Annotated in this window: 19 protein-coding genes; 8 read left to right on the top strand and 11 right to left on the bottom strand. The window is 46.8% G+C overall.

Translation table 11 applies throughout. The features are described 5' to 3' along the window. The first annotated feature begins 65 nt into the window (after positions 1–65). From lpxB to tilS, 4 genes are all read left to right on the top strand, one after another. Complete coding sequence (gene lpxB, locus SHAL_RS15345) at positions 66–1,217, top strand: lipid-A-disaccharide synthase (RefSeq protein ID WP_012278044.1); 1,152 nt, start codon at positions 66–68, stop codon at positions 1,215–1,217. Beyond that, positions 1,217–1,828, top strand: coding sequence for a ribonuclease HII (rnhB, locus tag SHAL_RS15340; RefSeq protein ID WP_012278043.1), 612 nt, complete (start codon positions 1,217–1,219; stop codon positions 1,826–1,828). The genes lpxB and rnhB overlap by 1 nt, the downstream gene beginning before the upstream one ends. 172 nt (positions 1,829–2,000) lie before the next feature. Further along, on the top strand, positions 2,001–5,471 hold the full coding sequence (gene dnaE / locus SHAL_RS15335; protein WP_041416040.1) for a DNA polymerase III subunit alpha: 3,471 nt from the start codon (positions 2,001–2,003) through the stop codon (positions 5,469–5,471). Position 5,472: 1 nt separating this feature from the next. Beyond that, positions 5,473–6,903, top strand: coding sequence for a tRNA lysidine(34) synthetase TilS (gene tilS / locus SHAL_RS15330; protein ID WP_012278041.1), 1,431 nt, complete (start codon positions 5,473–5,475; stop codon positions 6,901–6,903). Here the strand turns inward: tilS and dgcS are convergent. After that, positions 6,855–7,757, bottom strand: coding sequence for a diguanylate cyclase DgcS (dgcS, locus tag SHAL_RS15325; RefSeq protein WP_012278040.1), 903 nt, complete (start codon positions 7,755–7,757; stop codon positions 6,855–6,857). The two genes, tilS and dgcS, sit on opposite strands and share 49 nt — an antisense overlap. A gap of 205 nt (positions 7,758–7,962) precedes the next feature. Between dgcS and SHAL_RS15320 the strand changes: the two genes are divergently transcribed. Together SHAL_RS15320 and SHAL_RS15315 are read left to right on the top strand one after the other, a co-directional pair. Next, positions 7,963–9,912 (top strand): monovalent cation:proton antiporter family protein, encoded by a 1,950-nt coding sequence (locus SHAL_RS15320; protein ID WP_012278039.1) that lies wholly within the window; start codon positions 7,963–7,965, stop codon positions 9,910–9,912. Positions 9,913–10,012: 100 nt separating this feature from the next. Continuing rightward, the gene (locus SHAL_RS15315) at positions 10,013–10,735 is read left to right on the top strand and encodes an SGNH/GDSL hydrolase family protein (protein WP_012278038.1); all 723 of its coding nucleotides are present in this window, start codon (positions 10,013–10,015) and stop codon (positions 10,733–10,735) included. Here SHAL_RS15315 and SHAL_RS15310 read toward each other — a convergent pair. Both SHAL_RS15310 and SHAL_RS15305 read right to left on the bottom strand, forming a co-directional pair. Then, on the bottom strand, positions 10,728–11,852 hold the full coding sequence (locus SHAL_RS15310) for a patatin-like phospholipase family protein (protein WP_012278037.1): 1,125 nt from the start codon (positions 11,850–11,852) through the stop codon (positions 10,728–10,730). The two genes, SHAL_RS15315 and SHAL_RS15310, sit on opposite strands and share 8 nt — an antisense overlap. A gap of 487 nt (positions 11,853–12,339) precedes the next feature. Continuing rightward, the gene (locus SHAL_RS15305; protein WP_012278036.1) at positions 12,340–14,052 is read right to left on the bottom strand and encodes a proline--tRNA ligase; all 1,713 of its coding nucleotides are present in this window, start codon (positions 14,050–14,052) and stop codon (positions 12,340–12,342) included. Positions 14,053–14,471: 419 nt separating this feature from the next. Between SHAL_RS15305 and SHAL_RS15300 the strand changes: the two genes are divergently transcribed. Next, entirely contained in the window at positions 14,472–15,416 is a 945-nt protein-coding gene (locus SHAL_RS15300) for a carbon-nitrogen hydrolase family protein (RefSeq protein ID WP_012278035.1), read from the top strand. A gap of 652 nt (positions 15,417–16,068) precedes the next feature. Here the strand turns inward: SHAL_RS15300 and pcaF are convergent. The 5 genes from pcaF to SHAL_RS15275 all read right to left on the bottom strand — a co-directional run bounded on the left by pcaF (position 16,069) and on the right by SHAL_RS15275 (position 21,834). Continuing rightward, a complete protein-coding gene (gene pcaF, locus SHAL_RS15295) occupies positions 16,069–17,340 on the bottom strand; it encodes a 3-oxoadipyl-CoA thiolase (protein WP_012278034.1) in 1,272 nt (423 codons plus the stop codon). An 8-nt stretch (positions 17,341–17,348) separates the two neighbouring features. Next, positions 17,349–18,755 (bottom strand): aspartate aminotransferase family protein, encoded by a 1,407-nt coding sequence (locus SHAL_RS15290; RefSeq protein ID WP_012278033.1) that lies wholly within the window; start codon positions 18,753–18,755, stop codon positions 17,349–17,351. 61 nt (positions 18,756–18,816) lie between these two features. Further along, positions 18,817–19,512 (bottom strand): 3-oxoacid CoA-transferase subunit B, encoded by a 696-nt coding sequence (locus SHAL_RS15285; RefSeq protein ID WP_012278032.1) that lies wholly within the window; start codon positions 19,510–19,512, stop codon positions 18,817–18,819. Continuing rightward, entirely contained in the window at positions 19,509–20,219 is a 711-nt protein-coding gene (locus tag SHAL_RS15280; protein ID WP_012278031.1) for a 3-oxoacid CoA-transferase subunit A, read from the bottom strand. Before SHAL_RS15280 ends, SHAL_RS15285 begins: the two co-directional genes overlap by 4 nt. 1 nt (position 20,220) lies before the next feature. Further along, complete coding sequence (locus tag SHAL_RS15275; RefSeq protein ID WP_012278030.1) at positions 20,221–21,834, bottom strand: hypothetical protein; 1,614 nt, start codon at positions 21,832–21,834, stop codon at positions 20,221–20,223. 220 nt (positions 21,835–22,054) lie between these two features. Here SHAL_RS15275 and SHAL_RS15270 point away from each other — a divergent pair, with 220 nt between their 5' ends. Continuing rightward, positions 22,055–22,894, top strand: coding sequence for a LysR family transcriptional regulator (locus SHAL_RS15270; protein WP_012278029.1), 840 nt, complete (start codon positions 22,055–22,057; stop codon positions 22,892–22,894). Between the two features lie 145 nt (positions 22,895–23,039). Here the strand turns inward: SHAL_RS15270 and SHAL_RS15265 are convergent, their stop codons facing one another. The 3 genes from SHAL_RS15265 to tsaA all read right to left on the bottom strand — a co-directional run bounded on the left by SHAL_RS15265 (position 23,040) and on the right by tsaA (position 26,254). Continuing rightward, complete coding sequence (locus SHAL_RS15265; protein ID WP_012278028.1) at positions 23,040–24,509, bottom strand: amino acid permease; 1,470 nt, start codon at positions 24,507–24,509, stop codon at positions 23,040–23,042. 329 nt (positions 24,510–24,838) lie between these two features. Further along, complete coding sequence (locus SHAL_RS15260; RefSeq protein WP_012278027.1) at positions 24,839–25,471, bottom strand: acyltransferase; 633 nt, start codon at positions 25,469–25,471, stop codon at positions 24,839–24,841. 9 nt (positions 25,472–25,480) lie between these two features. After that, positions 25,481–26,254 carry a tRNA (N6-threonylcarbamoyladenosine(37)-N6)-methyltransferase TrmO gene (tsaA, locus tag SHAL_RS15255; protein ID WP_012278026.1) on the bottom strand — a complete coding sequence of 258 codons (774 nt, stop codon included), beginning with the start codon at positions 26,252–26,254 and terminating at the stop codon, positions 25,481–25,483. Between the last annotated feature and the right edge of the window lie 20 nt (positions 26,255–26,274).

Genomic DNA, 26,274 nt, shown 5'->3' with positions numbered 1-26,274 from the left:
AAGTTATAGAGCCCGTGTAAAAGCGGGTTCTTTCTTTCCACCTCATCAATGACAGACGCCATTCTATGAGTTCAAACAATCCTCATGTATTTGCAATGGTTGCCGGAGAGATCTCGGGCGACATACTCGGTGCAGGCTTAATTAAAGCACTAAAGACTCGATATCCAGATGCTAAATTTGTCGGAATAGGTGGGCCCCGTATGGAAGCCCTAGGTTTTGAGTCTATCTTCTCTTATGAAGAGCTCGCTGTGATGGGCATCGTTGAGGTCCTATCGCGCTTACCTAGGTTGCTAAAAGTGCGGGCAACATTAATCGATGAGTTGGTTAAGATAAATCCGGACTGTTTTATTGGTATCGATGCACCGGATTTTAATATCGGTTTAGAGTTAAAGCTTAAGAACCGTGGCATTAAAACGGTGCATTACGTTAGCCCATCAGTATGGGCATGGCGACCAAAGCGTATTTTCAAAATAGCCAAGGCTACCGATATGGTGCTGTCACTGCTACCTTTTGAAAAAGCGTTTTATGATAAACATCAAGTGCCTTGCACCTTTGTAGGCCATACCTTGGCCGATGATATTGAACTTGAAAGCGATAAAGCGCAGGCCCGTGAATTACTCGGGCTAGATAAAGAAGCTGAGTACTTGGCGATATTACCGGGTTCTCGAGGGGGGGAGCTTAAGATGTTGGCCGAGCCGTTTGTTAAGGCGGCGAGCCTAATCAAACAGCGCTATCCAGATATCAAATTTGTTACGCCCTTGGTTAATCAAAAGCGTCGCGACCAATTTGAGCAAGCTCTACGCGAGCATGCGCCGGATCTAGAGATCGATTTAGTTGAAGGTCAGTCCCGAGAGGTAATGGCTGCCGCTGACTGCATACTGCTAGCTTCAGGTACTGCAACGCTTGAAGCCATGCTGGTTAAGCGTCCCATGGTAGTGGCTTATCGCGTTAGCCCAATAACGTATCGTATCGCTAAAGGCATGATGCTCACTAAGCGATATTCATTACCAAACCTCCTTGCAGATGATGATGTGGTTGAGGAGCTAATTCAGGCCGACTGTACGCCAGAGAAAATAGCGACAGCCGTTGCAACTCAGCTAGATAATGACTTTAGCCCAATGTATGATCGCTTTATGCAGATGCATAAGAGCCTTCGTTGTGATGCCAGTGCACGTGCTGCAGATGCTGTGATTAAGTTAGTAGAGGATAAAGTCTAATGGCGGTGATTAAAGGTATTACACCAGAGCAGGTGGCTCAAATTTGTATTGGTCACTATGCCGGTGTCGATGAGGTTGGCCGCGGACCTTTGATTGGCAACGTTGTCACTGCGGCAGTGATTCTTGACCCTAATAATCCTATTGAGGGGTTAAATGATTCAAAGAAGCTATCAGAGAAAAAGCGCGAGTTACTGTTTGAACAAATTCAGCAAAAAGCCCTAAGCGTCAGTGTTGGCTCAGCCACCCCAGCAGAAATTGATGAGCTGAATATTTTGCATGCCACTATGCTTGCAATGCAACGAGCTGTTGCTGGTCTTAATATTAAGCCTACGAGTGTGTTAGTTGACGGTAACCGCACACCCGATTTTGGCGTTGAAAGCCATGCAATAATTAAAGGTGACGGCCTTATCGATGCAATTAGTGCTGCCTCCATTATCGCGAAGGTTGTCCGTGACCGTGAAATGGATGCTCTTGCTTTGCAGTATCCAGAGTATGGTTTTGACAAGCATAAAGGTTATCCAACTAAGGCCCATTTTGAAGCGTTAACGCAGCACGGCGTACTACCTGAGCATCGTAAAAGCTTCAGGCCAGTACGAGAGGCATTAGCTTAGCCTCGAAATCATTTTCCGGTGAAAAATTTGCTCGCTATAGCCTCTTTTTTGCCGGAAAATTAACTCATCAGCCTACGAGATTGCAGTTAAACTTGTTTGCAATCACACCATGTTTTACTCTGTAAGATTGACCAGCAGTCTTCATCTATCAAAAAGAAAGATACTCCATATTATGTCTGATCCACGTTTTGTTCACTTGCGCGTCCACAGCGACTTTTCAATGTCTGATGGACTGTCTAAAGTTAAGCCCATTATTGCTAAAGTGGCTGAACTTGGGATGCCAGCGGTTGCGTTAACTGATCAGACAAATATGTGTGGTTTGGTAAAGTTTTACGAGGCTTGTCATGGAAACGGCGTTAAGCCGATTATTGGCACCGACTTTTGGGTCAAAGTCCCGGGATTCGATGAGTTTTGCTCTATTACCGCGTTAGCGATGGACAATAAAGGCTATTCAAACCTGACGTTATTGATTAGTGACGCTTACCTGCGTGGCAATATCAACGATAAAGCGGTTATCGATCAAGAATGGTTAGTTAAATATAACGAAGGTTTGATTATCCTCTCTGGTGCTAAAGATGGCGACGTGGGCCGTGCACTGCTTAAAGAAAACCAAAACCAAGTCGACTCACTAATCGATTTTTACAAGAGCAATTTCCCAGACCGGTATTATTTAGAACTGCTACGAACAGGCCGTCCTGACGAAGAGCGCTATCTGCATATGGCAGTCGCACTCGCTGAGCAAAAAGACCTGCCTGTAGTCGCCACCAATCAGGTGGTGTTTAACAAGCCTGAGCAGTTTGATGCACACGAAATTCGAGTGGCAATTTATGACGGCTTTACCCTAGCCGATCCGCGTAGACCGAAAAAATATAGCGACCAACAGTACTTCAAAAGCAGCGAAGAAATGTGTGAGCTATTTGAAGATATTCCAGAGGCTATTCAAAATACGGTCGAAATTGCTAAGCGCTGTAATGCGACGGTGCGATTGCATGAGTACTTCTTGCCTAACTTCCCAACGGGCGACTTGACCATTGAAGACTTCTTGGTTGATGTATCAGAAAAGGGTTTAGAGGAGCGACTGGAGTTTCTTTTTCCCGATCCTGAAGTTAGAGCTGAGAAACGCCCTGAATACGATGAGCGTCTCGATATCGAGCTTAAGGTGATTAACCAGATGGGCTTCCCGGGTTACTTCCTTATCGTAATGGAGTTTATTCAGTGGGGTAAAGATAACGATATCCCAATTGGACCCGGTCGTGGTTCTGGTGCGGGTTCACTGGTGGCTTATGCACTTAAAATCACCGATTTGGACCCACTGGAATATGATCTACTATTCGAGCGATTTCTAAACCCTGAGCGTGTCTCTATGCCCGACTTCGACGTCGACTTTTGTATGGATCGACGAGATGAAGTGATTGACCACGTCGCCGAGCTGTATGGCCGTGACGCGGTATCGCAGATCATTACGTTTGGTACCATGGCGGCAAAAGCGGTAATTCGAGACGTTGGCCGTGTACTCGGACATCCATATGGTTTCGTTGACCGCATTTCGAAGATGATCCCCGCAGAACCCGGCATGACTCTGGCTAAAGCATTTGAGGTCGAGCCAGGTCTGCAAGAGTCATACGACGGTGATGAGGAAGTCAAAGATCTTATCGATATGTGTCGTATTCTTGAGGGAGTGACGCGTAACGCCGGTAAACACGCCGGTGGTGTGGTTATTGCCCCGACTAAAATCACCGACTTTTCGCCAATTTACTGCGATACCGAAGGTTTAAACCCGGTAACTCAGTTCGATAAAAACGACGTTGAAACCGCGGGCCTAGTGAAGTTCGATTTCTTGGGTCTAAGAACGCTCACCATTATCGACTGGGCGCTGCAGATGGTGAACAGCGTTAAAGAGAAAAATGGTGAAGAGCCAGTTCGTATCGAGTCGATTTCGTTGACCGATCCTAAGTGCTTTAAATTACTGCAACGATATGAAACAACGGCGGTATTCCAGCTGGAATCTCGCGGTATGAAGGACTTGATTAAGCGCCTTCAGCCAGATTGCTTCGAAGATATGATTGCTCTGGTAGCACTGTTTAGACCGGGCCCGCTGCAGTCAGGCATGGTTGACAACTTTATCGAGCGTAAGCACGGCCGTGAAGAGGTGTCATACCCTGATGCTGAATATCAGCATGAATCGTTACAAGAGCTGTTATCACCGACATACGGCATCATTCTCTATCAGGAGCAGGTGATGCAGATTGCTCAGGTGCTTGCGGGCTATACCTTGGGCGGCGCCGATATGCTTCGTCGTGCTATGGGTAAGAAAAAACCTGAAGAGATGGCCAAGCAGCGTGGTACGTTCGAAGAGGGCGCGATTGCAAACGGCGTCGATGGTCCACTGTCGATGAAAATCTTCGACTTAGTAGAAAAATTCGCGGGTTATGGTTTTAACAAATCGCACTCCGCTGCATACGCCTTAGTATCGTATCAAACGCTTTGGCTCAAGACCCATTATCCGGCGCAGTTTATGGCGGCGGTAATGTCGGCGGATATGGATAACACCGATAAAATTGTGACTCTGGTCGATGAGTGTGAGCGTATGGGGATGCCGCTGATTCCACCTGATGTGAACAAAGGCTTATTTAGATTTACCGTCGATGAAGACCTGAATATCGTTTACGGTATCGGTGCGGTTAAAGGCGTCGGTGAAGGCCCTGTCGACTCGATTCTTAAAGCCCGAGAAAATGGTCCCTTTAAGGATTTGTTCGATTTCTGCGCCAGAATTGACTTGAAAAAGCTTAATCGCCGCGTCATCGAAAAGCTCATCTGTGCTGGTGCACTGGATAATTTAGGGCCACACCGTGCGGCTATGATTGCGACCTTGCCTGAAGCTATTCGCGCGGCCGATCAGCACGCTAAAGCCGAAGCCATAGGCCAGCATGACATGTTTGGCTTGCTCAATAGCGAGCCCGAAGACAGTAAGCAGAGATTTGTTGAATGTACGCCGTGGCCAGATAAAGTTTGGCTTGAAGGCGAACGTGACACCTTAGGCTTATACCTGACGGGTCACCCTATTAACCAGTATCTGAAAGAGCTTAAGCATTATACTTCTGGTCGATTAAAAGATGTGCACCCGACTGACCGTGGTAAGACTATGAAGGCTGCAGGTCTAGTGGTTGCTACTCGTGTGATGATGACTAAGCGTGGTGCTAAAATGGGCTTAGTGACACTTGATGATAAAAGTGCTCGTCTTGAAGTGATGCTATTTACCGAAGCCTTTGAGAAGTTTAATCACCTGCTTGAGAAAGATCGTATTTTGATTATCGAAGGGGAGGTCAGTTTTGATGATTTCTCTGGTGGCAACCGAATGACCGCGCGTAACATTATTGATATGGGTGAGGCGCGTAGCCATTTTGCCAATGCGGTTGAAATTGACCTGCAAGCAGACAAGGTGAATGATGAATGGTTGACCGAATTTAAGGTTGCGGTTGAGCCTTGGAAAGCAGGCGCCGTGCCTGTGGTGATTAATTACGCCCAGCCGCAGTCGCAAGCGCAGTTTACCTTAGGTGATAACTGGCGGGTTAATCCAACCGATGAGTTGATGTTGGCGCTCGAGTCGTTAACGGGGTCTGGCAAGGTACGGATCGTTTTTTAGCATGAATATTGTCACGCTGATCCAAGCTTGCATACAGCAGCTCCCATCGAAAGTGGCGGCTGCAGTTAAGGTCGATAACTCTCAAGAGCAAAATCAAGCTGCCATAAATAAGCCTAAGCCTAAATTAGTGTTAGCTTATAGTGGCGGCGTTGACTCTGAAATTCTTGCCCATGGTTTAGCCCAGTTTGCCAAAGTCTCTCCCCATTTTGAGTGTTTGTTAGTACATGTACACCATGGTTTAAGTGCTAATGCAGACACTTGGGCTGAACACTGCCTAACTCAAGCGAAGCACTATGATCTTGACTGCACAGTAAAGCGTGTCGAGGTCAAACTGGCTCCTCGGCTGAGTGTTGAAGCACAGGCCCGCAGCGTGCGTTATGAAGCATTATTATCAGAGTTATCTAACAATGATATTTTAATGACGGCGCACCATCAGGATGATCAACTTGAGACTGTTTTATTAGCACTAAAGCGGGGCCTTGGGCCTAAAGGTTTGTCAGCCATGGGCAAAGTGCAGCGCTTTAATCAGCAACACTGGATTATTAGACCGCTGCTCGATTGCAGTAAAGATGAGATTGAAGCTTATGCCAAACGATATGAAATCACTCATATCCAAGATGAAAGTAATTTTGATGATAAATACGATAGAAACTTTCTTCGCTTAGATGTTATCCCTAAACTAAAGCAACGCTGGCCTAGTATCGCAGCGACAACCAGTCGCAGTGCCGAGTTATGCGCACTGCAACAATCGGTACTCGATGAAGAAATAGCCCTGAAGCTCCCCAATATTCAGCTTAGAAAGGGCAATGATTGGGTGCTTGATCTCGAAAGGTTAGCGCAGTACTCCAGTGCTTGGCAGTCGTTATTACTGCGCGGACACATGGATGCACTAGGTTTTGCCCCCCCATCTAAGGTACAAGGGGAGCAGATCTTAGCCCAGCTTCTTGATGCGAAAGCCGATGCTAATGTCGAGATCCGCTTAACTGACGTTATCATTAAGCGTTTTAAGAGCGAAGGCTATTTTTTATTACCGCAAAAAAATGCCCAATACGCAGCGGATAAAAAAGGGTTGTCGAATATTCAACTTAACAAAATTGAAGAGCTGATTAATCGAGTCATTGAGTTACCAACTGGAGATAATTTTTCGACAGAGGCCTGTCAAACTGGGCTTCGTCTTAGGCTGCCATTGTCATCAGAGCAAGTCTCTATCGAATTTGCCCTGCCTGGTAGTACTCGTTGTCACCCCCATAACCGCAGCAAGGGACGTGAGCTTAAAAAGGTATGGCAAGAGTGTGGGCTTGCTCCGTGGAAGCGTGGCACAGTACCGCTGCTTTGTTATGACGGTAAGCTAGTGGCTGCAGTGGGATACTGGATAGAAAAGTCTTATTTGGCGACCGCTGACGATGTCGGGCTTGTTCTACATATACGATAGCACTGACGTCCTGCCGCCTTCGCCTCATATAGCGCATTATCAGCACGCTGGTAAAGACTCTCTTCAGTATCATTATGTCGCCACTGCGCCACACCCATGCTGGTTTTTACTTGATACTTTTCTAAATATTGATGAATTGCGATGGCATCTAAGATCCGTTGACACAAAATACCTGCAGCCTCAACGTTGGCTTGAACTAATATGGTAAATTCATCGCCACCTATACGAAATGCTTGGTCACTGTTTCTGATGGTTGTATTGAGCATCTTTGCAAACTCAACTAAGGCGCTATCGCCTAACTGATGACCAAAGTCATCATTGAGCTGCTTAAAGTTATCTAAATCGAGAGTAATTAATGAAAAACTCTCGTTATTACGCTCGGCCCGAGCAAGCTCTTTTCTTAATGATTCTTGATAGTAATGACGATTACCTAAGTTTGTCAGCGCGTCATACATAGCCTGTAGAGACATCTCTTTATATTGGATAGCGTTAAACAGCGGTTGTAACACAAGCTCTTGCAGCTGGTTTAACTTCTGGGTTTGAGACGGCACTAAAGGCGCTTTTAGATTATAGTTAACGGTGACTTGACCGTCGGATAAGGCTAGCTTTTGCTCAATGGCATAACCATTTTGTTGGCCCCAATGGAATTGATAGCCCTTATAAGCTAGGCGAACACCATAAAGCGGCAAATGTTGCCCCATTATTTTGCCAAAGCAGGCAAATACTGTCCTAGGGTCTAGATGTTGATGCAGTTGTTGGATGATATCAACTAGATCAAGCCCCAATGGTATAGGCATACTATTAGGTTTGCGGTATTTAATAGGGAAAGACTCGGTTGCTAGGCCAAATTCCATTGGTATTTACTCCCTGTGTTCTAACTGTGTTGCGTTAACGCAAAGTTAATGCTCTTACATATAGATTAAGCAAAAATCGTGCCTAATGATAAAGTAATTATATTTGTCTTTATTTGTCATTCAGTTACTCTCTAGTTAAGTGAATGGAAAATATTAGTGTCGGCATTTTGACGAATGTCTTTGGGTTAAGGAGTACACCGCACAGATGGAACATGGCTTTCTCATTCAAATTCTACTGATGCTGGTCATTGCAATTGTTTCAATTGCTATACTCCGACGTGCAGGCTTGCCAGCGATCTTAGCTTACCTGGTGACCGGAGTGATAAGTGGTCCAAGTGGCTTTCACTGGTTTACCCAGCATCAGATGCAGTCAGTTGCCGAACTCGGTGTCGTGTTACTGATGTTTAGTCTAGGACTCGAGTTTTCCTTGCCTAGGCTTTGGGCAATGCGTCGCACCGTATTTGGCTTAGGTAGTGCTCAAGTCGTCGTGACCACCGTTTTAAGCATGGGAATTGCGCTGTTATGTAATCTCAGCGTGACCGAGTCGGTTGTTGTTGGTGCTGCTATCGCACTGTCATCGACTGCCATTGTCCTCAAGTTACTCAATGAGCAAGGCTGGTTAAGGCGCCGACATGGTGAGCTTTCTGTCAGTGTGCTGTTATTTCAAGATATTGCCGTTGTTCCCTTATTAATTTTGCTGCCCATTCTAGCCAGTGATGGCGAGGCGCTATTATGGAACGATGTATTTTTTGCCTTGCTAAAGGGCGTATTGGCGTTTATTGCATTGATGGCTTTTGGTAAGTGGGCTTTGCCTAAGCTGTTTGACGAGGTGGCTCGCTCACGTTCAAATGAGCTATTTGTCCTTTCCACTCTAGTGGTTGCTCTGGTAACTGGCGCCATTACTCAGTGGCTCGGTTTATCGATGGCATTAGGTGCCTTTATGGCGGGTATGCTGCTTGGTGAAAGTCAGTACCGCCGCCAGCTTGAGGCTGACATTCGTCCCTTTCGGGATCTATTGATGGGGCTGTTTTTTATTTCCATCGGTATGTTGTTGGATTTCCAGTTGGTCGCCCAGTACTGGTGGCAAATCATCTTTATCCTTATCGCAGTGATCTTAGGTAAAGCACTGGTGGTGTTCTCTCTGTTGAAGGCTGCTAAAGAGTCTTTTCGTTCCTCGGTAGCCACAGCATTGAGTCTAGCGCAGGTGGGAGAGTTCAGTTTTGTGGTCTTGGCTTTGGCTGTTAACTATCAATTGCTCGACAACAAAACCAGTACCACATTGGTTATGGTTGCCGTGCTATCTATGGCATTAGCCCCCTGGTTGGTAAGGCACAGTGTCGATATAGCCAGAATGCTGCAAGGCTTGAAACCTAAGGCTGATAGCAGTGAGTCGATTAATGTCCAAGTCGATGCTAAAGGCGATCTGGTACTCATCTTAGGCTACGGTCGAGTGGGGCAAACCATTGCAAGGTTCATGAAAACTGAAGCTATTCCATATTTAGTTCTGGATCTCGACCCTAAAAGAGTCTCTGAGGCGAGAACCGCTGGAGAGCCTGTTTATTTTGGTGATGTGTGTAAGAGAAGTATTCTAAAACAAGCAAAGGTGCGTGAAGCAAAGTTGATCGTGATTACTTTTAGCAGTGAGCGAATACTAGAAGAGGTTCTACCCTTATGCCGTCAACTGGCTCCAGAGGCTAAAATCTTGGTTCGTACACGAGATGACTCTGGTATGGAAGAGTTAGAAGAAGCTGGGGCAAGTCAGGTTATTCCCGAAACACTCGAGGGTAGCTTAATGTTAGTGTCTCAAGTTTTGTACCAATGTGGAGTGCCGCTGGCACGGATCCTTAAACGGCTTGAATCTGAGCGGCGAAACCATTATCAATACTTACATGGCTTTTTTTCCGGTGCTGAAACCGACTTTACCTTGGAGCAGCTACACGCAGTCGCTCTACCAAAAGGTGCCAATGCTGTAGGGCTGACCTTGTCACAGATCCCATGGGAAAAATTAAGAGTCGAGCTTAGAGCGGTAAGGCGTGCAGGTGCAGAAGTTGAGGATCCTGAACTCGATTGGCAGATAAAGTCTGGCGATATTCTTATCTTGCTTGGTAAGCCTAGACGCATGGAAAAAGCCGAGATCTTTTTATTGCAAGGCTAAGCCTCTCTGTAACCCTCATTCGGTAAAGTTTCGCTATAGTTAATGGTTGTAAAACAGGTTCAGCCAAACTCTTGATGCTGAATATTCAAGGAGTGCAACCGTGCATTACCTCATTTTTATTCTGTTGGCACCGATCTTATTTTTACAAGGTCGCACAGTTAAGAAGAACACCCCACAGCTGCCCGAAGCAGCAGGGCCTAGGCAAGGTACTGTCGGTAATGGTGCGACATTATCTGTACTTATCTTAGGTGACAGTGCTGCAGCGGGAGTCGGCGTGGCTCACCAGCAGCAGGCATTAGCGGGAGTTGTTGTGAATGAGCTTGCCCAGCACTATCAGGTTGATTGGCGATTAATGGCAAAGTCTGGTCACAATACCCTGCAAGCCATTGACATGTTGCAACAGGAACTCGTCCAACAGCAAGAGATGCGTTTTGAGGCGGTTGTGGTATCGCTAGGTGTAAATGACGTACTGAGCCCTTTAACCGTTAATAAGTGGATAGGTCAGCAACAAACTTTGGTTGAGTTAGTCACCAGAAAACTAGGTTGTCGGCGTTTGATATTGACGCGGGTGCCACCTATGGGGGATTTCCCGGTGTTACCGCAGCCTTTGCGTTGGTTTCTCGGTCAACGTAGCCAAGCATTTAACCGGCAACTGCAGCGCTATGCTTTGCAAGAACCAAGGTTTACTTTGTTGGAGTTTGGCCATCAACTCAATAGTGATGCGATGGCTACTGATGGCTTTCACCCTGGCGCATTAATTTACCAAGATTGGGGGCAGAGCGTTGTAAATGCGCTTTTAGCCGATAATACTAAGTCTAATTAATATTAAAAAATTGTTTTATTTCATCAATTTGGCACATGGCGTCCTCATAGCCCAGCTCTATCAAGGCACTGCAATAACTTTGTTCAAATAATAAATAAGAAATAATACTCGATTCTGAGTGCTCGTTGATCCCTAATGCTTTCATCATGGTTTTAATGGCGAATGGCATATCCTGAAAGTAGCGCGACGCCATTGCGCTTAGATCTTCGCTGGGCTTAATCACTAAGGTTTCGATATTTTTAAGCGCTAATTTCTGCTTACTTTCCTCAGGTATTAAAGATAGGGTGTTGTTGATCCGTTCAAGCCTCTCTAGATCGCTATTGAGCGTATCAGAAAAGATAGTATCGAGCAGGTGACCTGCAATAGTGGCGGTCTTTGGGTGATGATCAAGCTCTTTGGGCTGAATTTTGTGAGGACTTTCAAGGTTAATGACCATGATCTTCTCGGCGCCTAAATGAATAGGGCTACTTAAAGGTGCCAGTTGATGTACTGAGCCATCACCATAGTACTCCTGATTTAATCGAATAGAGGGAAATACCATCGGAATAGCGGAACTTGCCAGTAGATGATCGGTATTGAGCCGAGTGCGTATGCCGTGCCGCCGATCTCTTTGCCAGTTATCGACATGGGCATTGGCCTGAAAAAAGGTGACCGAGCGCGAGTTATTGTAGCAAGAGGTGTCGAGGCTAACAGCTTCGAGTGCGCCGCTATTAATATTACGGTCGATTCGCTCGAAGTTGATTAAATCGCTGAGTAATTTTCTTAGGGGGTCACTATTAAATAGGCTGCCAGCACTGCTGGAGGCTCCATCGCTTTGAAGGCCTTTCAGTGCCATCTTACTTAAGTGTATTAATACTCCACCAATGGACGCTTGATAGACTTTACGGGCATGAACATGACGCCATACCCATTCAAGCTTACGTACGCCAAGATGAAAGCAGGAAGCATGGGTCGCAATAGAGGTGGCGTTAATTGCGCCAGCAGAAGTGCCACAGACGATTCTAAAGGGAATACCGTGGTTGCGTGGATAAAACTGTACTATCGCCTTGAGTACCCCAATCTGGTATGCGGCCCTAGCGCCACCACCACCCAGTACTAACGCCGTTTTATTTGGCAATTCGACGCTCCTTATCGTTTGAAAATTAAACACATTCAAAACCAACTGCTTAAATTTAGAATATGTGAGACGGCAAAGATGTTCAAGTTACAAGTTTAAAACTTATACCAATCACTATAAAGATTTGGTCGCTCAGCGAGAGTTTAGCGGGACTGAGACAAGGCAACGAGTGAAGAGCATAGTTATTCTACGTTTAAGCTCGTTAACACAGTATCAGAGCCGCTAAAACTCGCCATTCTGGAGCGTTTTTGGCTGCCTACTTCTGCGTTGAACAACTTCATAAGGGAGCTACCATTCTTTCAGTTATTCGCCTTGAATTAGTTTGCCAAAAAACGTTCTGAGTAGATCAACTTCTTATACTGACTGGTATTACTCAAAAGTATTGTGGTTTTTGCTGTCTCAGCCCCATTTATTACAGGCAAAAAAAAGCCGATGAAGTCATCGGCTTTTATTAATTTAGTGGGCTGTCTGTTAAGAGAGCTAGCGATTAAGCGTGTTGTGCTTTTAAGAACTCAACAATGTCACCTAGTGGGATATCTTGCTTCTCACCTGTGCGACGGTTCTTATATTCGAACATGCCGTTATCGATGTTACGATCGCCAATAACCACAACATGCGGAATACCGATAAGCTCCATATCAGCAAACATCACGCCTGGACGCTCTTTACGGTCGTCGAACATCACTTCGATACCCGCATCGTTTAGGTCTTGATATAGCTGCTCGGCGATATCTTTAACGCGATGTGACTTGTGCATGTTCATTGGTAAAATACCAACGGTGAACGGTGCAATTGCATCAGGCCAGATAATGCCGCGATCGTCATTATTTTGCTCGATTGCAGCGGCAACCATACGGCTAACGCCCACACCATAACAACCCATAAGCAGGGTCTTTGACTTACCATTTTGGTCAAGTACGTTGGCATTCATCGCTTCAGAGTAGTTAGTACCTAACTGGAAGATATGACCGACTTCGATACCGCGAAGAAGTGCGATAACACCTTTACCACATGGGCTAGGCTCACCTTCGATGATGTTACGAAGATCAAATGCTGCAGCCTCTGGAAGATCGCGCTCCCAGTTGATACCGAAATAGTGTTTACCATCTTGGTTTGCACCCGCGCCAAAGTCGCTCATGATGCTAACGCTGTGATCAACAAAGACAGGCATATTTAGGCCAACAGGACCGATAGAGCCAGTGCCTGCACCGATTGCATCACTAATAGCAGCTTCGTCTGCAAACTCAAATGGCGCAAGTACAGCATCTAACTTCTCAGCTTTAACTTCGTTTAGCTCATGGTCGCCACGAATAACGATAGCCACAAGTGGTGCTTCTTCTGTTGCACCCTTAACGATTAATGTCTTAACTGTTTTCTCAATCGCAATACCGTGTTGCTCAACAAGCTCGGCAATGGTCTTAGCATTTGGCGTGTCGACAAGTGTCATTTCGCTTGTTGCGGCTTGACGTGTTTCAGTTGGCAGTGGTGCTTCACATTTCTCAATGTTTGCAGCGTAATCACTTTCCGTTGAGTAAGCGATTAAGTCTTCACCACTGTTAGCTAATACGTGGAATTCGTGTGACATGCTGCCACCGATAGAACCGGTATCAGCCATTACTGGACGGAAGGATAGGCCCAAACGAGTCAAAATATTGTTATAGGCTTGGAACATCGCCTCATAGGTTTCGTCCATCGTCTCTTGATCGATATGGAAAGAGTAAGCATCTTTCATCAAGAATTCACGTGAACGCATTACACCAAAACGTGGACGAACTTCGTCACGGAACTTGGTTTGAATTTGATATAGGTTAAGTGGTAACTGCTTGTATGAGTTAACCTCTTTACGCACAATGTCGGTGATCACTTCTTCGTGAGTTGGGCCAAGAACGAAGTCACGGTTGTGACGGTCTTGGAAACGAAGTAGTTCAGGACCAAACTTTTCAAAACGACCCGTTTCAACCCAAAGATCCGCAGGTTGAACCATAGGCATAAGGATCTCTACAGAGCCCGCTTTGTTCATTTCTTCACGAACAATCGCTTCAATTTTACGTAATACACGTAAACCTGTCGGCAACCAGCTATATAAGCCTGATGCGTTACGACGGATCATACCCGCACGTAACATTAACTGATGACTAACGACTTCTGCATTGGCAGGAGTTTCTTTTTGAGTTGATAGCAGGTACTTGCTTACGCGCATTACCGGAGTCCAAATTTGAGTTGAATGGGCGCTATTTTATCACTTGTAGGGTTTCTGTCACCTATGGATTTTGAGATTAAGTGGAATTTATTGGCTTTGTTTTGTCTCAATGGACTAATGAGTGAAAACGATCTGTATTAACTTACTAAAAATTAAGCAATACAGCGCCGTATAGACTTGCAGTGACGCTTTGCCCTTTATTACTTTAACTACTTTATTTGTGGTTCTTTATACCGTGAATTATAGGAGCGTCGGTAATGACAATGCTTGGGGCTGAGTGGACGGAAAAGTCATCTGTTTCGATTAAGCTAAACTTGAGCATGACATCTGAAACTCGAGTTTAACTTTTCTGGGGCTCATCCTTCTATGGGTCGATGAAAACGCCATTAACTCAACTGTTCATTGGAAGGGATCAAATCATGAAAAAAGTCGCCATCATTCAAGAAGCCCCTTGTGTGCTAGATAAGAAAGCAACGATTCAAAAAGCCGTAGAAATTGTTCATTCGGTATCAGAAAAAGGTGCAGAACTTATTGTTTTTCCTGAGGCATTCATTCCAGGATACCCAGCATGGATATGGCGCTTAAGACCGGGGGCGGACTGGGGCGTATGTGAAGCGTTACATAGGCGTTTGCTACAAAACTCGGTGGATCTGTCATCCGATGATCTTAAGCCGCTACAAGAGGCTGCTAAACAGAGAGCTGTGACCCTAGTTTGCGGATTAAACGAGCGAGATTATGCCAATAGCCAGTCGACCATCTATAACACCGCCATTACTATTGATCACCAAGGGCAAATCGTTAACCATCACCGTAAACTGATGCCGACCAATCCAGAGCGTATGGTTTGGGGCTTTGGCGATGGCCATGGGTTAAACGTGATTACTACGCCAGTTGGAAAAATTGCTAGCCTCATATGCTGGGAAAATTATATGCCTCTGGCGAGGTACGCCCTGTATTCACAGGGGGTTGAAATATATATCGCACCGACCTATGACAGCGGTGATGCTTGGATTAGCACTATGCAGCATATCGCTAGAGAGGGAAAATGTTGGGTACTGTGCTGTGGCGTAGCGCTGCAAAGAAAAGATCTGCCAGAAGATTTTCCTGATCTCGATAGACTCTACCCGGCAGATGAGGATTGGATCAATCCCGGAGATTCGCTCATCGTATCCCCAAGCGGCGAAATCATAGCTGGCCCCATGTCTAAAGAGAAGGGCTATATACTGCTAGATATTGATGTTGAAAAGGCGGCTAGCTCAAAGCGTGCGCTGGATGTTGCAGGGCATTATTCGAGGCCAGATGTTTTTATACTTGAGGTCGATAAGTCTCGCCAGTCACCAGTAAGATTTAAGAATAACAGTTAAGAATGACAGTTAAGTACTCGAGTTAATAAGCGAAACCTTATTCCGTTGTGTTAATTTTGAGTAAGGACGTCTTTATATAGCAACATATAACGGCTATTCCATTAGTGAACTAAATGCTAGATTAAGCTTGGAGAGCAGTAGCTCTAACCTAGGTCGCTTTGTGAGATAAGTTCAGATAATGGCATTGATATTTTTACCCCTGCTTTTGGTGTTGTTTAAATACCGAGAGTTTGGACGTTTTGAGTGGCTTTTTAGCGGGCTTTTCTTGGCCTATGGGTTGGCCTTAATCGGGACCGAGGTGCCGCCAAGTTCGAGGCTTGGTGGGCTTTATTTAGCCATACCATCTATTTCCTATTTCTTCTATCTATTCCCGGAGATACAGACTCAGTATTCAACGGCGGTACTTAGAAGCTTGAGCCTTTTGGGAGTCATCACAGTTTTTGTTGCGTTAATCTTGTTCTTCTACTAGCGTTTTCTTAGGCTGAATAATACTACGAAAACGAAAACGAAAACGAAAACGAAAACGAAAACGAAAACGAAAACGAAAACGAAAACGCAAGCCTGCCTCAGATGAGGATGGCTTGCGTGTGAACGGAGCAGCTATTCCTTGCGCCATTTCTTACTGGCATTTATTACGAGTTAGTTAACTCTTTCAACTAACTCTTTCAATTATCATGGCAATGCCTTGACCAACGCCGACACACATGGTGCACAGGGCGTAACGTCCTTGGGTGCGCTCAAGCTGATTGACAGCGGTGGTCGCAAGCCTTGCACCACTCATCCCCAATGGATGACCTAGTGCGATGGCGCCGCCCTGTGGGTTGATTCTGGGGTCGTCATCTTTTAATCCTAACTCTCGGATGCAGGTCAGCGCCTGCGCTGCAAACGCCTCATTGAATTCTAAAAGATCCATATCATCCAAAGACAGATTTAATCGTTTTAGCAGCTTGTTGGTGGCAGGCACGGGTCCTAGTCCCATAACGCGAGGGGGCACGCCGGCAACAGCCATACCCAAGATCTTAGCCCTAGGTTTAAGCTTGTGTTGCACTACGCCTTCAGCCGAGGCTAATAGCAGCGCCGCAGCGCCATCATTGATGCCGGAGGCATTGCCAGCGGTGATGGCTCCTTTGTCAAATAGTGGTTTTAAGCTACTGAGTTTTTCTAAGCTGCTTAAACGTAGGTGTTCATCTTTGCTGAAAACCGTCGGCTCACCGCGGCGCACAGGGATAGTGACGGGAACGATTTCATTATCGAAAAGACCCGCTTCCTGGGCGCTAGCCGCTTTTTGCTGACTCCATAGCGCAAAGCGATCCTGCGCCTCTCGTGAGATGGCAAAGTCTTGGGCTAAGTTTTCCGCCGTTTGCGGCATCGCCTCGGTGCCATAGTGCTTATCAAACTCTGGGTTGATAAAGCGCCAGCCCATGGTGGTATCGTAAAATTCGGTTGAGCGTGCGAAGGGGCTTGTCGCCTTTGGCATCACAAATGGCGCGCGAGACATGCTCTCGACGCCTCCTGCAATCATCAAGTCGGCCTCGCCAGTGCGGATTGCGCGAGCGGCGTCTCCTAGAGCGTTAAGCCCAGACCCACAAAGACGGTTTACGGTGCAGCCAGGCACTTCAACGGGAAGTCCTGCAAGCAAGCCTGCCATACGCGCAATGTTGCGGTTATCTTCGCCGGACTGGTTGGCGCAGCCAAGCAGCAGGTCATCACATTGTTGCCAGTCGACATCAGGATTTCGCTCAATCAACGCCTTAATCGGCAGGGCTGCGAGATCATCAGCGCGCACTGATGAGAGGCCGCTACCATAGCGTCCAATCGGGGTTCTGATGGCATCGCAGATGTAGACGTCTTTTAAGCAATTGACATCTTTTAAACAATAGCCATCTTTTAAGTAAGAGACATCTTTTAAGCTATCTAAGCTCATACTCGTTCCTATTCTGTTAGTGTTGCTGAAGATTTAAGGGCATCGAACTGCGGCTTTAAGCTGTTAAGGCCTGCAAGTAAGACTTCGGCAAAATGGCTTAACTCTCTGTCTGTCATGACCGTCGATAGGGTGCCGGAGCAGGTGTTAATCATCATAAAGCCGTTATCAAATAGATGATCCACTAGCGCCGTCATCAACTTCGCCTCTTGAGGGGATGCAAAGGCGTCGCGGTAGTTTGCGGGCGGCGTCGACTTCATATGGATACGAAACATTGAGCCTGCGCCCGTGACACAAACAGGCACATTGGCCTGGGTTATCGCATCTGTGATCATGGCTCTGAGCTTATCGCCTTGCGCGTTGAGTTTCGTCACCGCCTCACGGTCAAATAATCTCATGGCACTAAGCCCTGCCACCATAGTGACGGGGTTGGCCGAGAAGGTCCCAGAGTGGGGAAACAACACCTTATCATTTAAGGGATTCATTACATCCATAATATCGCTTTTACCCGCGAGAGCACCGACGGGAAAGCCGCCGCCGATCATCTTGCCCATGGCGGTGAGATCTGGCGTGACGGGGTAGCTATCTTGGGCGCCGCCATAACCGTTACGGAAGGTGATCACCTCATCAAACACCAGTAAAGCGCCGTTCTTTTCAGTCCACTCTCTAAGTACAACCACAAACTCGGTCGATGCAGGAATAAGTCCTACTCGGTGAGGCAACAAGTCGACCAACACGCAGGCTAGCTCATCTTTGTGTTTATCTAAGATGGCGATGGCGCGGGGGACATCGTTAAAGGGGATCACCACCACATCATCGAGCGCCGCTTGGGGCGTACCAAAGGCAACAGGCACACTGTTGGGGGATGACACTTCTCCCCACGTCGCCGGTGATGCGGTTTGGCTAACCTCTGCATAGTCATACAGCCCATGATAGGCACCTTCGACCTTGGCTATCTTGGCGCGTCCAGTATAGGCACGCGATGCTTTTAGGCAGCTCATCACCGCCTCGGTACCGGAGTTGACGAAACGAATTTTGTCAAAGCCAGAGTTGCGACCGCACAGATGCTCGGCGTAGTCGATCTCGACTTCGGTTGCCAAGGTAAAAGCGCTGCCTTTTTGTAGCTGCTCGGTCACCTGTCTCGTTATCTCTGGGTGGGCGTGACCATGGATCAACGCCGCCATATTGTTGGCAAAATCGACCCGCTGTGTGCCCTCGATATCGGTCACTAAGCATCCTGCAGCCGACTCGGCGTAAAGTGGGTTTGGCTTGCGCAGTACCGTGTTTCGGCTACAGCCGCCGGGCATGAGTTTTAGGGCCTTTTGGTAGAGCTTGGCACTGCGGTCAGCCTCTGTCTCAGTCCTTGTCTCTGTGGGATTGCTGTTTTCATCATGTTTTTGTTTAATCGCTGACATCATCTTAATTCCATTTCAGCATTTGTAGACTCTTTCATACTTGAAGCATTACCTAAGTAAGCGCTTAAGGGCGAATAAGCTCACAGGCGGTGCGTTGCTGCACATAGTCAAAATCGACCCCCGGTGCCAGCTCGACAATTTCAAAGCCCCGCTGAGTCACCTTAATCACGGCAAGATCGGTATAGATACGGCTGACAACGCCTTGCCCCGTCAGTGGATAGCTGCAGTTTTCTAAAAGTTTGGCATCGCCCTGCTTAGTGGTGTGCTGAGTGATCACAAAGATGGTTTTCACCCCTGCAACCAGATCCATTGCCCCACCTACGGCAGGAATGGCATCGACCGCTCCGGTTGACCAGTTAGCAAGATCGCCTTTTTGCGAGACCTGCATGGCGCCTAATACGCAGATATCAATATGTTTGCCGCGGATCATGGCAAAGCTGTCAGCATGGTGAAAATAAGCCGCGCCAGCGATTGCCGATACCGGCTTCTTACCTGCATTGATCAGCTCAAAGTCAATGTCATCGTCATCCGGTGTCGGCCCCATGCCCAGTAGACCATTTTCGGTGTGATAGATCACCTCGCGCCCCTTGGGCACATAACGGGCGACTTTTTCAGGAATGCCTATGCCTAAGTTGACATAGGCACCATCGGGAATATCCTGCGCCGCTTTTTGCGCCATCTGCTCGCGGCTCCAGCCGAATGTTTGTTTTTGCTCATGTTTGCTATCGGTTGGTTTGCTATTAGTTACTGGGCTGCTCATGGGTAGCTTACTCCTGCGGCAACAAGCTTTGATTCCTGCGCTGGCTGCTTCACTGTGACGATGCGATCAACAAAAATTCCCGGTGTCACTACGATTTCGGGATCGATAGCACCAGCCTCAACATATTCTTGCGTTTGCACTATGGTGTAGTTGGCGGCCATCGCCATGATGGGGGCAAAGTTTCGTGCGGTCTTGTTGTAGCGCAGATTGCCGAGGCGGTCCGCTTGTAGCGATTTGATCAGGGCAAAGTCGGCCTTAAGCCCTAGCTCCTGCACATGCTCACGGCCATCGAATATTTCATGCTTTTTGCCATCGGCCAGTGGCGTTCCTACCGAGGTGGCTGTGTAAAACGCAGGAATGCCCGCGCCGCCCGCGCGAATGCGCTCGGCCAAGGTGCCTTGAGGTACTAATTCGAGTTCAATTTTGCCTGCACGGTACAGATCGGGAAACACTGTCGAGTTGGCGGTGCGTGGAAATGAGCAGATCATCTTACCCACCTGACCATTTTCAATCAGCGCCGCTAAGCCAACATGACCGCTACCTGTGTTGTTATTGATAACGGTCAGGTTTTTAGCGCCCTGATCGATTAAAGCATGGATAAGCTCAATCGGGCTGCCCGACTCGCCAAATCCGCCAATCATCACGGTGGCACCATCGAAGATATCGGCGACCGCCTGGGCTGGCGTTGCCATCAGTTTGTTTATCATCTTATGCTCCTACCAGTCTTTGCTGTAGTGCATCGGCAAGTTGAGTTTCAATCTCCTTCAGCTCATCTTCGAAGAAGAACTTATCTGTGTCATAAGGGGTTAGGCAATCGATCTTGTTCTCTTTCTCATCATATTTAGCCAAGATAACCCGATCCATCCACTCCATGTTTCTGGCCTCAGTAAACTGCAGTGCAAAGCACTTCTCACCATTGACGATAGAGGTGCCCAAGATTGCTAGCTTACCGGCTGAAATCGTCATTGAGATATGGCGCGACGGACGGTTAATCGAGGCCAATGAGCGATAAATTCGATTGAAAATCTTACTCATATCCGCCAGCGGTGCGGTGTAATAATGGTGCTCGCCTGTAGGACGGGCGCAGTACATAGAGTGGAAACCGATGCAGAGCATGCCAAGAATATTGGATAGATCGATCCAGCTTTGTGATGAGCGCTCAACATCGACGCCGCCCTTATCATCCATAAATAGGCTGATATGGTTCATCATCGGGCTTTGGCTACGAATATTCACTCCATGGTTTTGTAAGCGGCGGATCGCCGCCAGTGTGCTTGGGTTCAGCAGCTCTCTTGGCGTCGAGAAGTGAGCCATCCACGCAAGCTGAACGCCGTTATCACGCATGGTATCGAATAGCTCAAGCATCGGCTGATACTTCTCGGTGAGTACGATTTCCGGTTGGAATGTTAGTGCACGCGTCGCTAATCGCACATTTTTCACATGCAGTAGGCTCGGGTCTTCAATCAATGGCATCACATACTGCTTTAAGCGGCTCATCGGCATATAGCCGCCGTCGCCGCCAGTGATCAGAATATCGGTCACCTCTTTATGACGTCTTAAGTACTCATGCAGCTGGGCGATATCTTTTTGAATAAACATATCTTCATCGCCACGGACCTGTGCATGGCGGAAACAGTAAGTACAAAAGGAGAAGCAGTTTTGGGTGGTCTTATCGAACACTAATTGGCATTGAGGGTACTTGTGCTGACTACCATCGAGAAATTCCAGTACCCCTTCATCGTTAACAAACCAAGGTTTATTAAGTTGCTGATTACCGTCATGGGGATTGGTCTTCTCCATATATTCGATGGCAACTTGAGTACGTGCCTTGGGATCGCTGGCATCGATATAGGCTTGGGTCGTCTCTGCATTAATCATCCCAGGCTGAGGGAATACCAGCTGAAATACCGAGTCAGTCGGGTAATCGTCCCAGTTGATGCTGTTTAACGAGTGGCGGGTGGCGAGGAAGCGATAGACCTCAACAAAAAATTCACGCTCATCGATATGGCCGATGTCGATGCCATTCTTATTAAGGATGGCGCACACTTCACGAAAGCCCGATAGGCCTGAGTAGTGATCTTTATCGGTAAACAGAAAATCACGGCTCTCGAGTAAACCTGAATGCTGTGGGTAGGATGCATGTAAGCGACTCAGCAGTCCCGTTGGCAGTAGCTTCTCACTGTCAATAATCTTAGTGGTTTCATCGCTATAGCCGTAACGAGCCATAGTGCGGTTGCGAGAATCACGGTTAACAACGAGGTGTTTTGTAGGGGCAGATGATGAAGTGACTAAAATCTGCTCAGCAGAGTGTTGAGTGCTCATTATTATTATCCTATCTATTTCGAAGTACGAATTCGGTCAAAATTTAACTCATTGTGTTAACCATATAACTTTTGTGGGTATGGCAAAAATACTATCTTTTTATGTGGGGTATAGATAAAAGCTATAGCTGCCAGTTGAGGTCATAGGTAAGTGTGCGTAGACTAGAAAGCAGGCAAAGCGTAAGTCTTTAACACTTAGCTGCAGCTAAATAGGATGTTTAATGAAACTCAGATCACTGAAATATTTTCAATCAGTCTATGAGCTGGGCAGTATCACTGCCGCGGCAAAGGCCTGTTTTGTGTCTCAGCCCTCTATCACCGCTGCGATTTCACAGCTGGAACAGTTACTTAATATTGAGTTATTTATCCGTCATGCCGGTGGCGTCAGACCCACCTCAGCCGCCGATAAACTTTATCCCCTAGCGCGTTCTATGAGTGACAATGAGCAGTCGATTTTGCACCTGTTTAGCGACGGTCCGGCTCCCATTCCCTTGAAGCTGGGCCTGATGCGCTCCTTAGGCGCCGAGCGCATGAGTTCCTTGCTTAATGACCTATCGAAACGGATTGATAATCTAGAGCTGACCCTAGTCGATCCCGATGAAGCCTGTGATGCCAGGGTGGTGCTATCTCAATCGGTTAACAGCGGTGAAGAGTTCTTACCGATCTGGCAAGACAGATACCAACTGGCGATACCAAAGAGTTGGTCGCTGGCCACCAAACCTGTCATCACGCTTAGCGATCTCGATGGCATCGCGTTTATTAATCGCACCCCCTGTGATGCGCTGGAGAAGTTAAAGCAGGCGATGGCTGCCAAAGGGGTACAGTTTCAGAATCGAGCCAATATCAGAACTGTCGAATATGCGTGGCCATTGGTAAACGCCGGAGTGGGTGTAGCACTACTACCTGACTGGGAGGAGATACGCCATAGTGATGGCTTGGTATTGAGACCTTTCGAAGGGATAGAGCTGATAAAGAAAATAGGGCTGGCATACACGAGTGGCAGGCAGAGCGAGTCGCTTATTACGGCGATTATCTCGGTATGTAAGGCCTGTGCGACTTAGTGATATGTTTTAATTTTAAAGAAAGCCACTACAAGTTAGTGGCTTTTTAAGATAACGACGGCATTGAGTTCAATAGAGAAGAGAGAACTCACTTCACTCTCCTCAGTTATTTCTTGTCTTTTCTCACTATCTTAACGATTGGCCATTAGCTCGAAGTGTCCTTGTCATCAAGCATTTTAACTCCTGGTGGTAATGGATTATTTTTACGCATTACATGGTAAATCCAAAATGGCAGAACAAGGGTAATAGCAAAACTCACAACTAAAATTGTCATGTACTCTGTTGCCGCATCTCCTCCACCGACTTGAGCTGGTGGCACAAATGAGATTGCCAGTGCAACAACGGATATGATTAATCCACTGATCGCAATGAACAGCTTAACGCCTTTTCCTCCAGGAATTTCAAATGCGCGAGGCAGATTCGAATAGCTTAGTACGACCTTAATATAGGCGAGGAAGAAGATAATATAGCCGACAACGTATATCACTACCGTTAGCGATATTGCGGTAAAGAAGGATACGTTGGCACCACCGCCACCAAATGTCAGTACTGCGGCCCATATTGAAACAATCGCGCCCTGCAGTAGCAAAAAGTTAACCGGAACACCTTCACTGTTTGTGGCCGATAGCTTCGCGGGTAGGAGGCCCTTCTTACCCGCTTCTAACATACCCCATGATGGACCAACCACCCATGCTGATACTTCAGCGACCACGCCAAGCGCAATCAACACCGCAATCACTCGAATAGCCCAATCCATGTCGTGGGTAAAGTAGTTAAATAGTCCTTCAAATCCCTGAACAACACCAATTGATAGCCCAAGTTCTTTCTCTGGCACGACTGCGCCGATAGCGACGCCACCAATGGTATTGAGCACAATGGCTAATATCACCAGCATAATAATGGCTAGAGGGTAGTCTCTTTTTACGTTTTTCATTTCATTAGCGTGGGTCGCAGATGCCTCAATACCCGCATAGGCAAGGATAAATGACACAAACACCACTAAGGTATTCAATTGGGTAAAATCGGGTAATAAGGCTTCAGTCGTAATAGGCATATCACTGACGCCACCCGTTACAAAAAATGCAATTGAGAGACTAAATAGAATGCAAGCCGGAATGAGAATACCAAGCAAAAAGCCGACTTTTGAGATCATTGCGGTGTATTTGGTGCCACCAAATTGAGATAAGGTTAGGCCCCAAAAAATAATCATTACCCCGATAAATTTCACCGTACTATTATCGTTGAGGGCAGACCACTCAAATACATAAGATAGTGCACCTAGAATGAAGTAAATCATGGTGACAAAGCCAACGGTGATTTGGAACCACTGGAAAAAGATATTGGCAAATCCCCAGCGTTCACCTAATGCATGCCCAGACCAGGTGAATACGCCGCCTTTATCCCAACCTTCAACTGTTGCCATTTCGGCTGCACATAAGGCTACAGGTAAAAACCAAAAGACGCCGGCGACAACCAAATAGAAAACCAGTGATATGCCCGATGAAGCAAAGGTAGGGTATTCATATACGGTCATAACCATGGTGGCGGTTAGGGCAAAGAAACCAAATAGGCTCATGTGTCTAGCCGTATTTGATGGTGCACTTTGATGTTTCATAAAAGGCTCCCTTGTTAATAAGCGTCGATATTTAAAATAAAAGGTAAGTTTAGATCTTTTTATTTTGAGTAACGGCTATGTGTTGAGCCTGATGTCAGTGGCTACACTGATTGAGGACTGCGTATTCGTTGAGGGCAGAGTATTGGTTGAGGTGGGGGTATTCGGTGTCATAGTTGGAACCTTCATTTGGTCAATGACTTAACAATATTACTATTGAAGATAGAACAAATAGCGGAAAACACCGTTATAAATTGAATATATGTAGAAAAGTGTGTAATAAATTTAAAAAGTAATGAGAGCGTGTCTTTACTTGGATTGACTAGGAGTTGTTAGGTCTTATCTCGTCTGTCACCTATGACTCGTGCAGGGTTTCCGGCCACAATAGCGTAGTCGGCGACATCTTTAGTGACCACGGCTCCCATTCCCACCACGGCGTGATTGCCTATGGTGACACCATCGACGATACCCGCTTGTGCCCCAATCCATACATCTTCACCGATCACTACGCCTTTGGAATTAGATGGCTGTTGATAGATAGGCATATCGGGTGCCATACCGTGATTGAAAGCATAGATGGTGACATTATTGGCGATGCGGGTCTGATTGCCGATATGGATCCCATGGCGGCCGCCATCGAGAGAGCAGCCGTGGTTAATCGCGACTTCATTGCCGAGAGTCATCGGGCCGTGTAGGAAGCTGTCGGCGGCAATCATACATTGATCGCCAATAGTGATATCACGACCCGGCTCAGCAAACAGGTTAGCTTCAGGCGCGATAAAACAGCGCTCACCAATAACGATGGTTTCAACCGCACAAAAGTGAGCTTGTATGCCATCTTGCCAAGGTTTTGCCCATTCTAGGTGTTTCTCTTTTAATGAGAAATAGAGCCATGGCATATAAGACAGACGCTTTTTATGCTGAGTTTGATAATCTGGTTTATCTTGTGCTGGTGGCGGGTTCATTTGGCTTATCTAGCTTTGATTTGGTGACAGAGGAGCGGGTTGCTTATCTGCTTGCACAGTCTTGCCCACTTGCGAGGCTCTAAGCTCTGTCACTTCGATACCAGTATCGGTGATCACCCATAAGATATCTAAGTCGTATAACGCGACTTGATACAACTTAGGGTCGGCTTTAGCTTTTTTATAAGCAGGGCGAGGGTCTTGAGCCAGTACACCTTCAATCAGTTCAGCAAGGCGTGGATAAGCTGGGTTTTGCTGATATTGCTCAAGTTGTTTTTGTGCCTGCCCACTAAAGCTCACATTAGCTAAAACAGGGGCTTCTTGGGCAATGCCGCCTTGGGCATTTTCGATTGAATCAGAAAATGGAATATAGGGTTTTATATCAATAATCGGTGTGCCATCGAGCAAGTCCATGCCTGAAATCTCGAGGCTGACTTTTCCGTTGCGGGTATGTACTGCATGCAGCTTAACGACCGACTGACCGATACCGTTTGGTCTGAAGGTTGAACGCGTGGCGAATACGCCGAGCTTTTCGTTACCACCGAGTCTTGGCGGGCGTACTGTTGTCTTCCAGCCTGCAGCAAGATTTTCATGGAAGCAAAATAGCAGCCATAGATGTGAGTATTGCTCTAAGCCTCTAACGGCATCAATTTGATTAAAAGGCGGGACTAACTCAACAAAGCCGCGGGCGGCACTCACTAAACCTGGCTGTCTGGGAATACCAAACTTCTGTTTATAGGGAGTGCGGCAATAGGCGACGGCTTGAATTTGGTTACTAAAAGACATTAAGGCTACTTATAAAATAG

It is taken from the genome of Shewanella halifaxensis HAW-EB4 (assembly GCF_000019185.1).
Classification (GTDB): domain Bacteria; phylum Pseudomonadota; class Gammaproteobacteria; order Enterobacterales; family Shewanellaceae; genus Shewanella; species Shewanella halifaxensis.
Note: the sequence above shows the minus strand (reverse complement) of the source record. Positions and strands in the feature narration are given on the sequence as shown.

Coding starts and splice junctions, on each gene's coding strand:
- lpxB (WP_012278044.1), top strand. CDS start 66: ATGAGTTCAAACAATCCTCATGTATTTGCAATGGTTGCCGGAGAGATC.
- rnhB (WP_012278043.1), top strand. CDS start 1,217: ATGGCGGTGATTAAAGGTATTACACCAGAGCAGGTGGCTCAAATTTGT.
- dnaE (WP_041416040.1), top strand. CDS start 2,001: ATGTCTGATCCACGTTTTGTTCACTTGCGCGTCCACAGCGACTTTTCA.
- tilS (WP_012278041.1), top strand. CDS start 5,473: ATGAATATTGTCACGCTGATCCAAGCTTGCATACAGCAGCTCCCATCG.
- dgcS (WP_012278040.1), bottom strand. CDS start 7,757: ATGGAATTTGGCCTAGCAACCGAGTCTTTCCCTATTAAATACCGCAAA.
- SHAL_RS15320 (WP_012278039.1), top strand. CDS start 7,963: ATGGAACATGGCTTTCTCATTCAAATTCTACTGATGCTGGTCATTGCA.
- SHAL_RS15305 (WP_012278036.1), bottom strand. CDS start 14,052: ATGCGCGTAAGCAAGTACCTGCTATCAACTCAAAAAGAAACTCCTGCC.
- SHAL_RS15300 (WP_012278035.1), top strand. CDS start 14,472: ATGAAAAAAGTCGCCATCATTCAAGAAGCCCCTTGTGTGCTAGATAAG.
- pcaF (WP_012278034.1), bottom strand. CDS start 17,340: ATGAGCTTAGATAGCTTAAAAGATGTCTCTTACTTAAAAGATGGCTAT.
- SHAL_RS15290 (WP_012278033.1), bottom strand. CDS start 18,755: ATGATGTCAGCGATTAAACAAAAACATGATGAAAACAGCAATCCCACA.
- SHAL_RS15285 (WP_012278032.1), bottom strand. CDS start 19,512: ATGAGCAGCCCAGTAACTAATAGCAAACCAACCGATAGCAAACATGAG.
- SHAL_RS15280 (WP_012278031.1), bottom strand. CDS start 20,219: ATGATAAACAAACTGATGGCAACGCCAGCCCAGGCGGTCGCCGATATC.
- SHAL_RS15275 (WP_012278030.1), bottom strand. CDS start 21,834: ATGAGCACTCAACACTCTGCTGAGCAGATTTTAGTCACTTCATCATCT.
- SHAL_RS15270 (WP_012278029.1), top strand. CDS start 22,055: ATGAAACTCAGATCACTGAAATATTTTCAATCAGTCTATGAGCTGGGC.
- SHAL_RS15265 (WP_012278028.1), bottom strand. CDS start 24,509: ATGAAACATCAAAGTGCACCATCAAATACGGCTAGACACATGAGCCTA.
- SHAL_RS15260 (WP_012278027.1), bottom strand. CDS start 25,471: ATGAACCCGCCACCAGCACAAGATAAACCAGATTATCAAACTCAGCAT.
- tsaA (WP_012278026.1), bottom strand. CDS start 26,254: ATGTCTTTTAGTAACCAAATTCAAGCCGTCGCCTATTGCCGCACTCCC.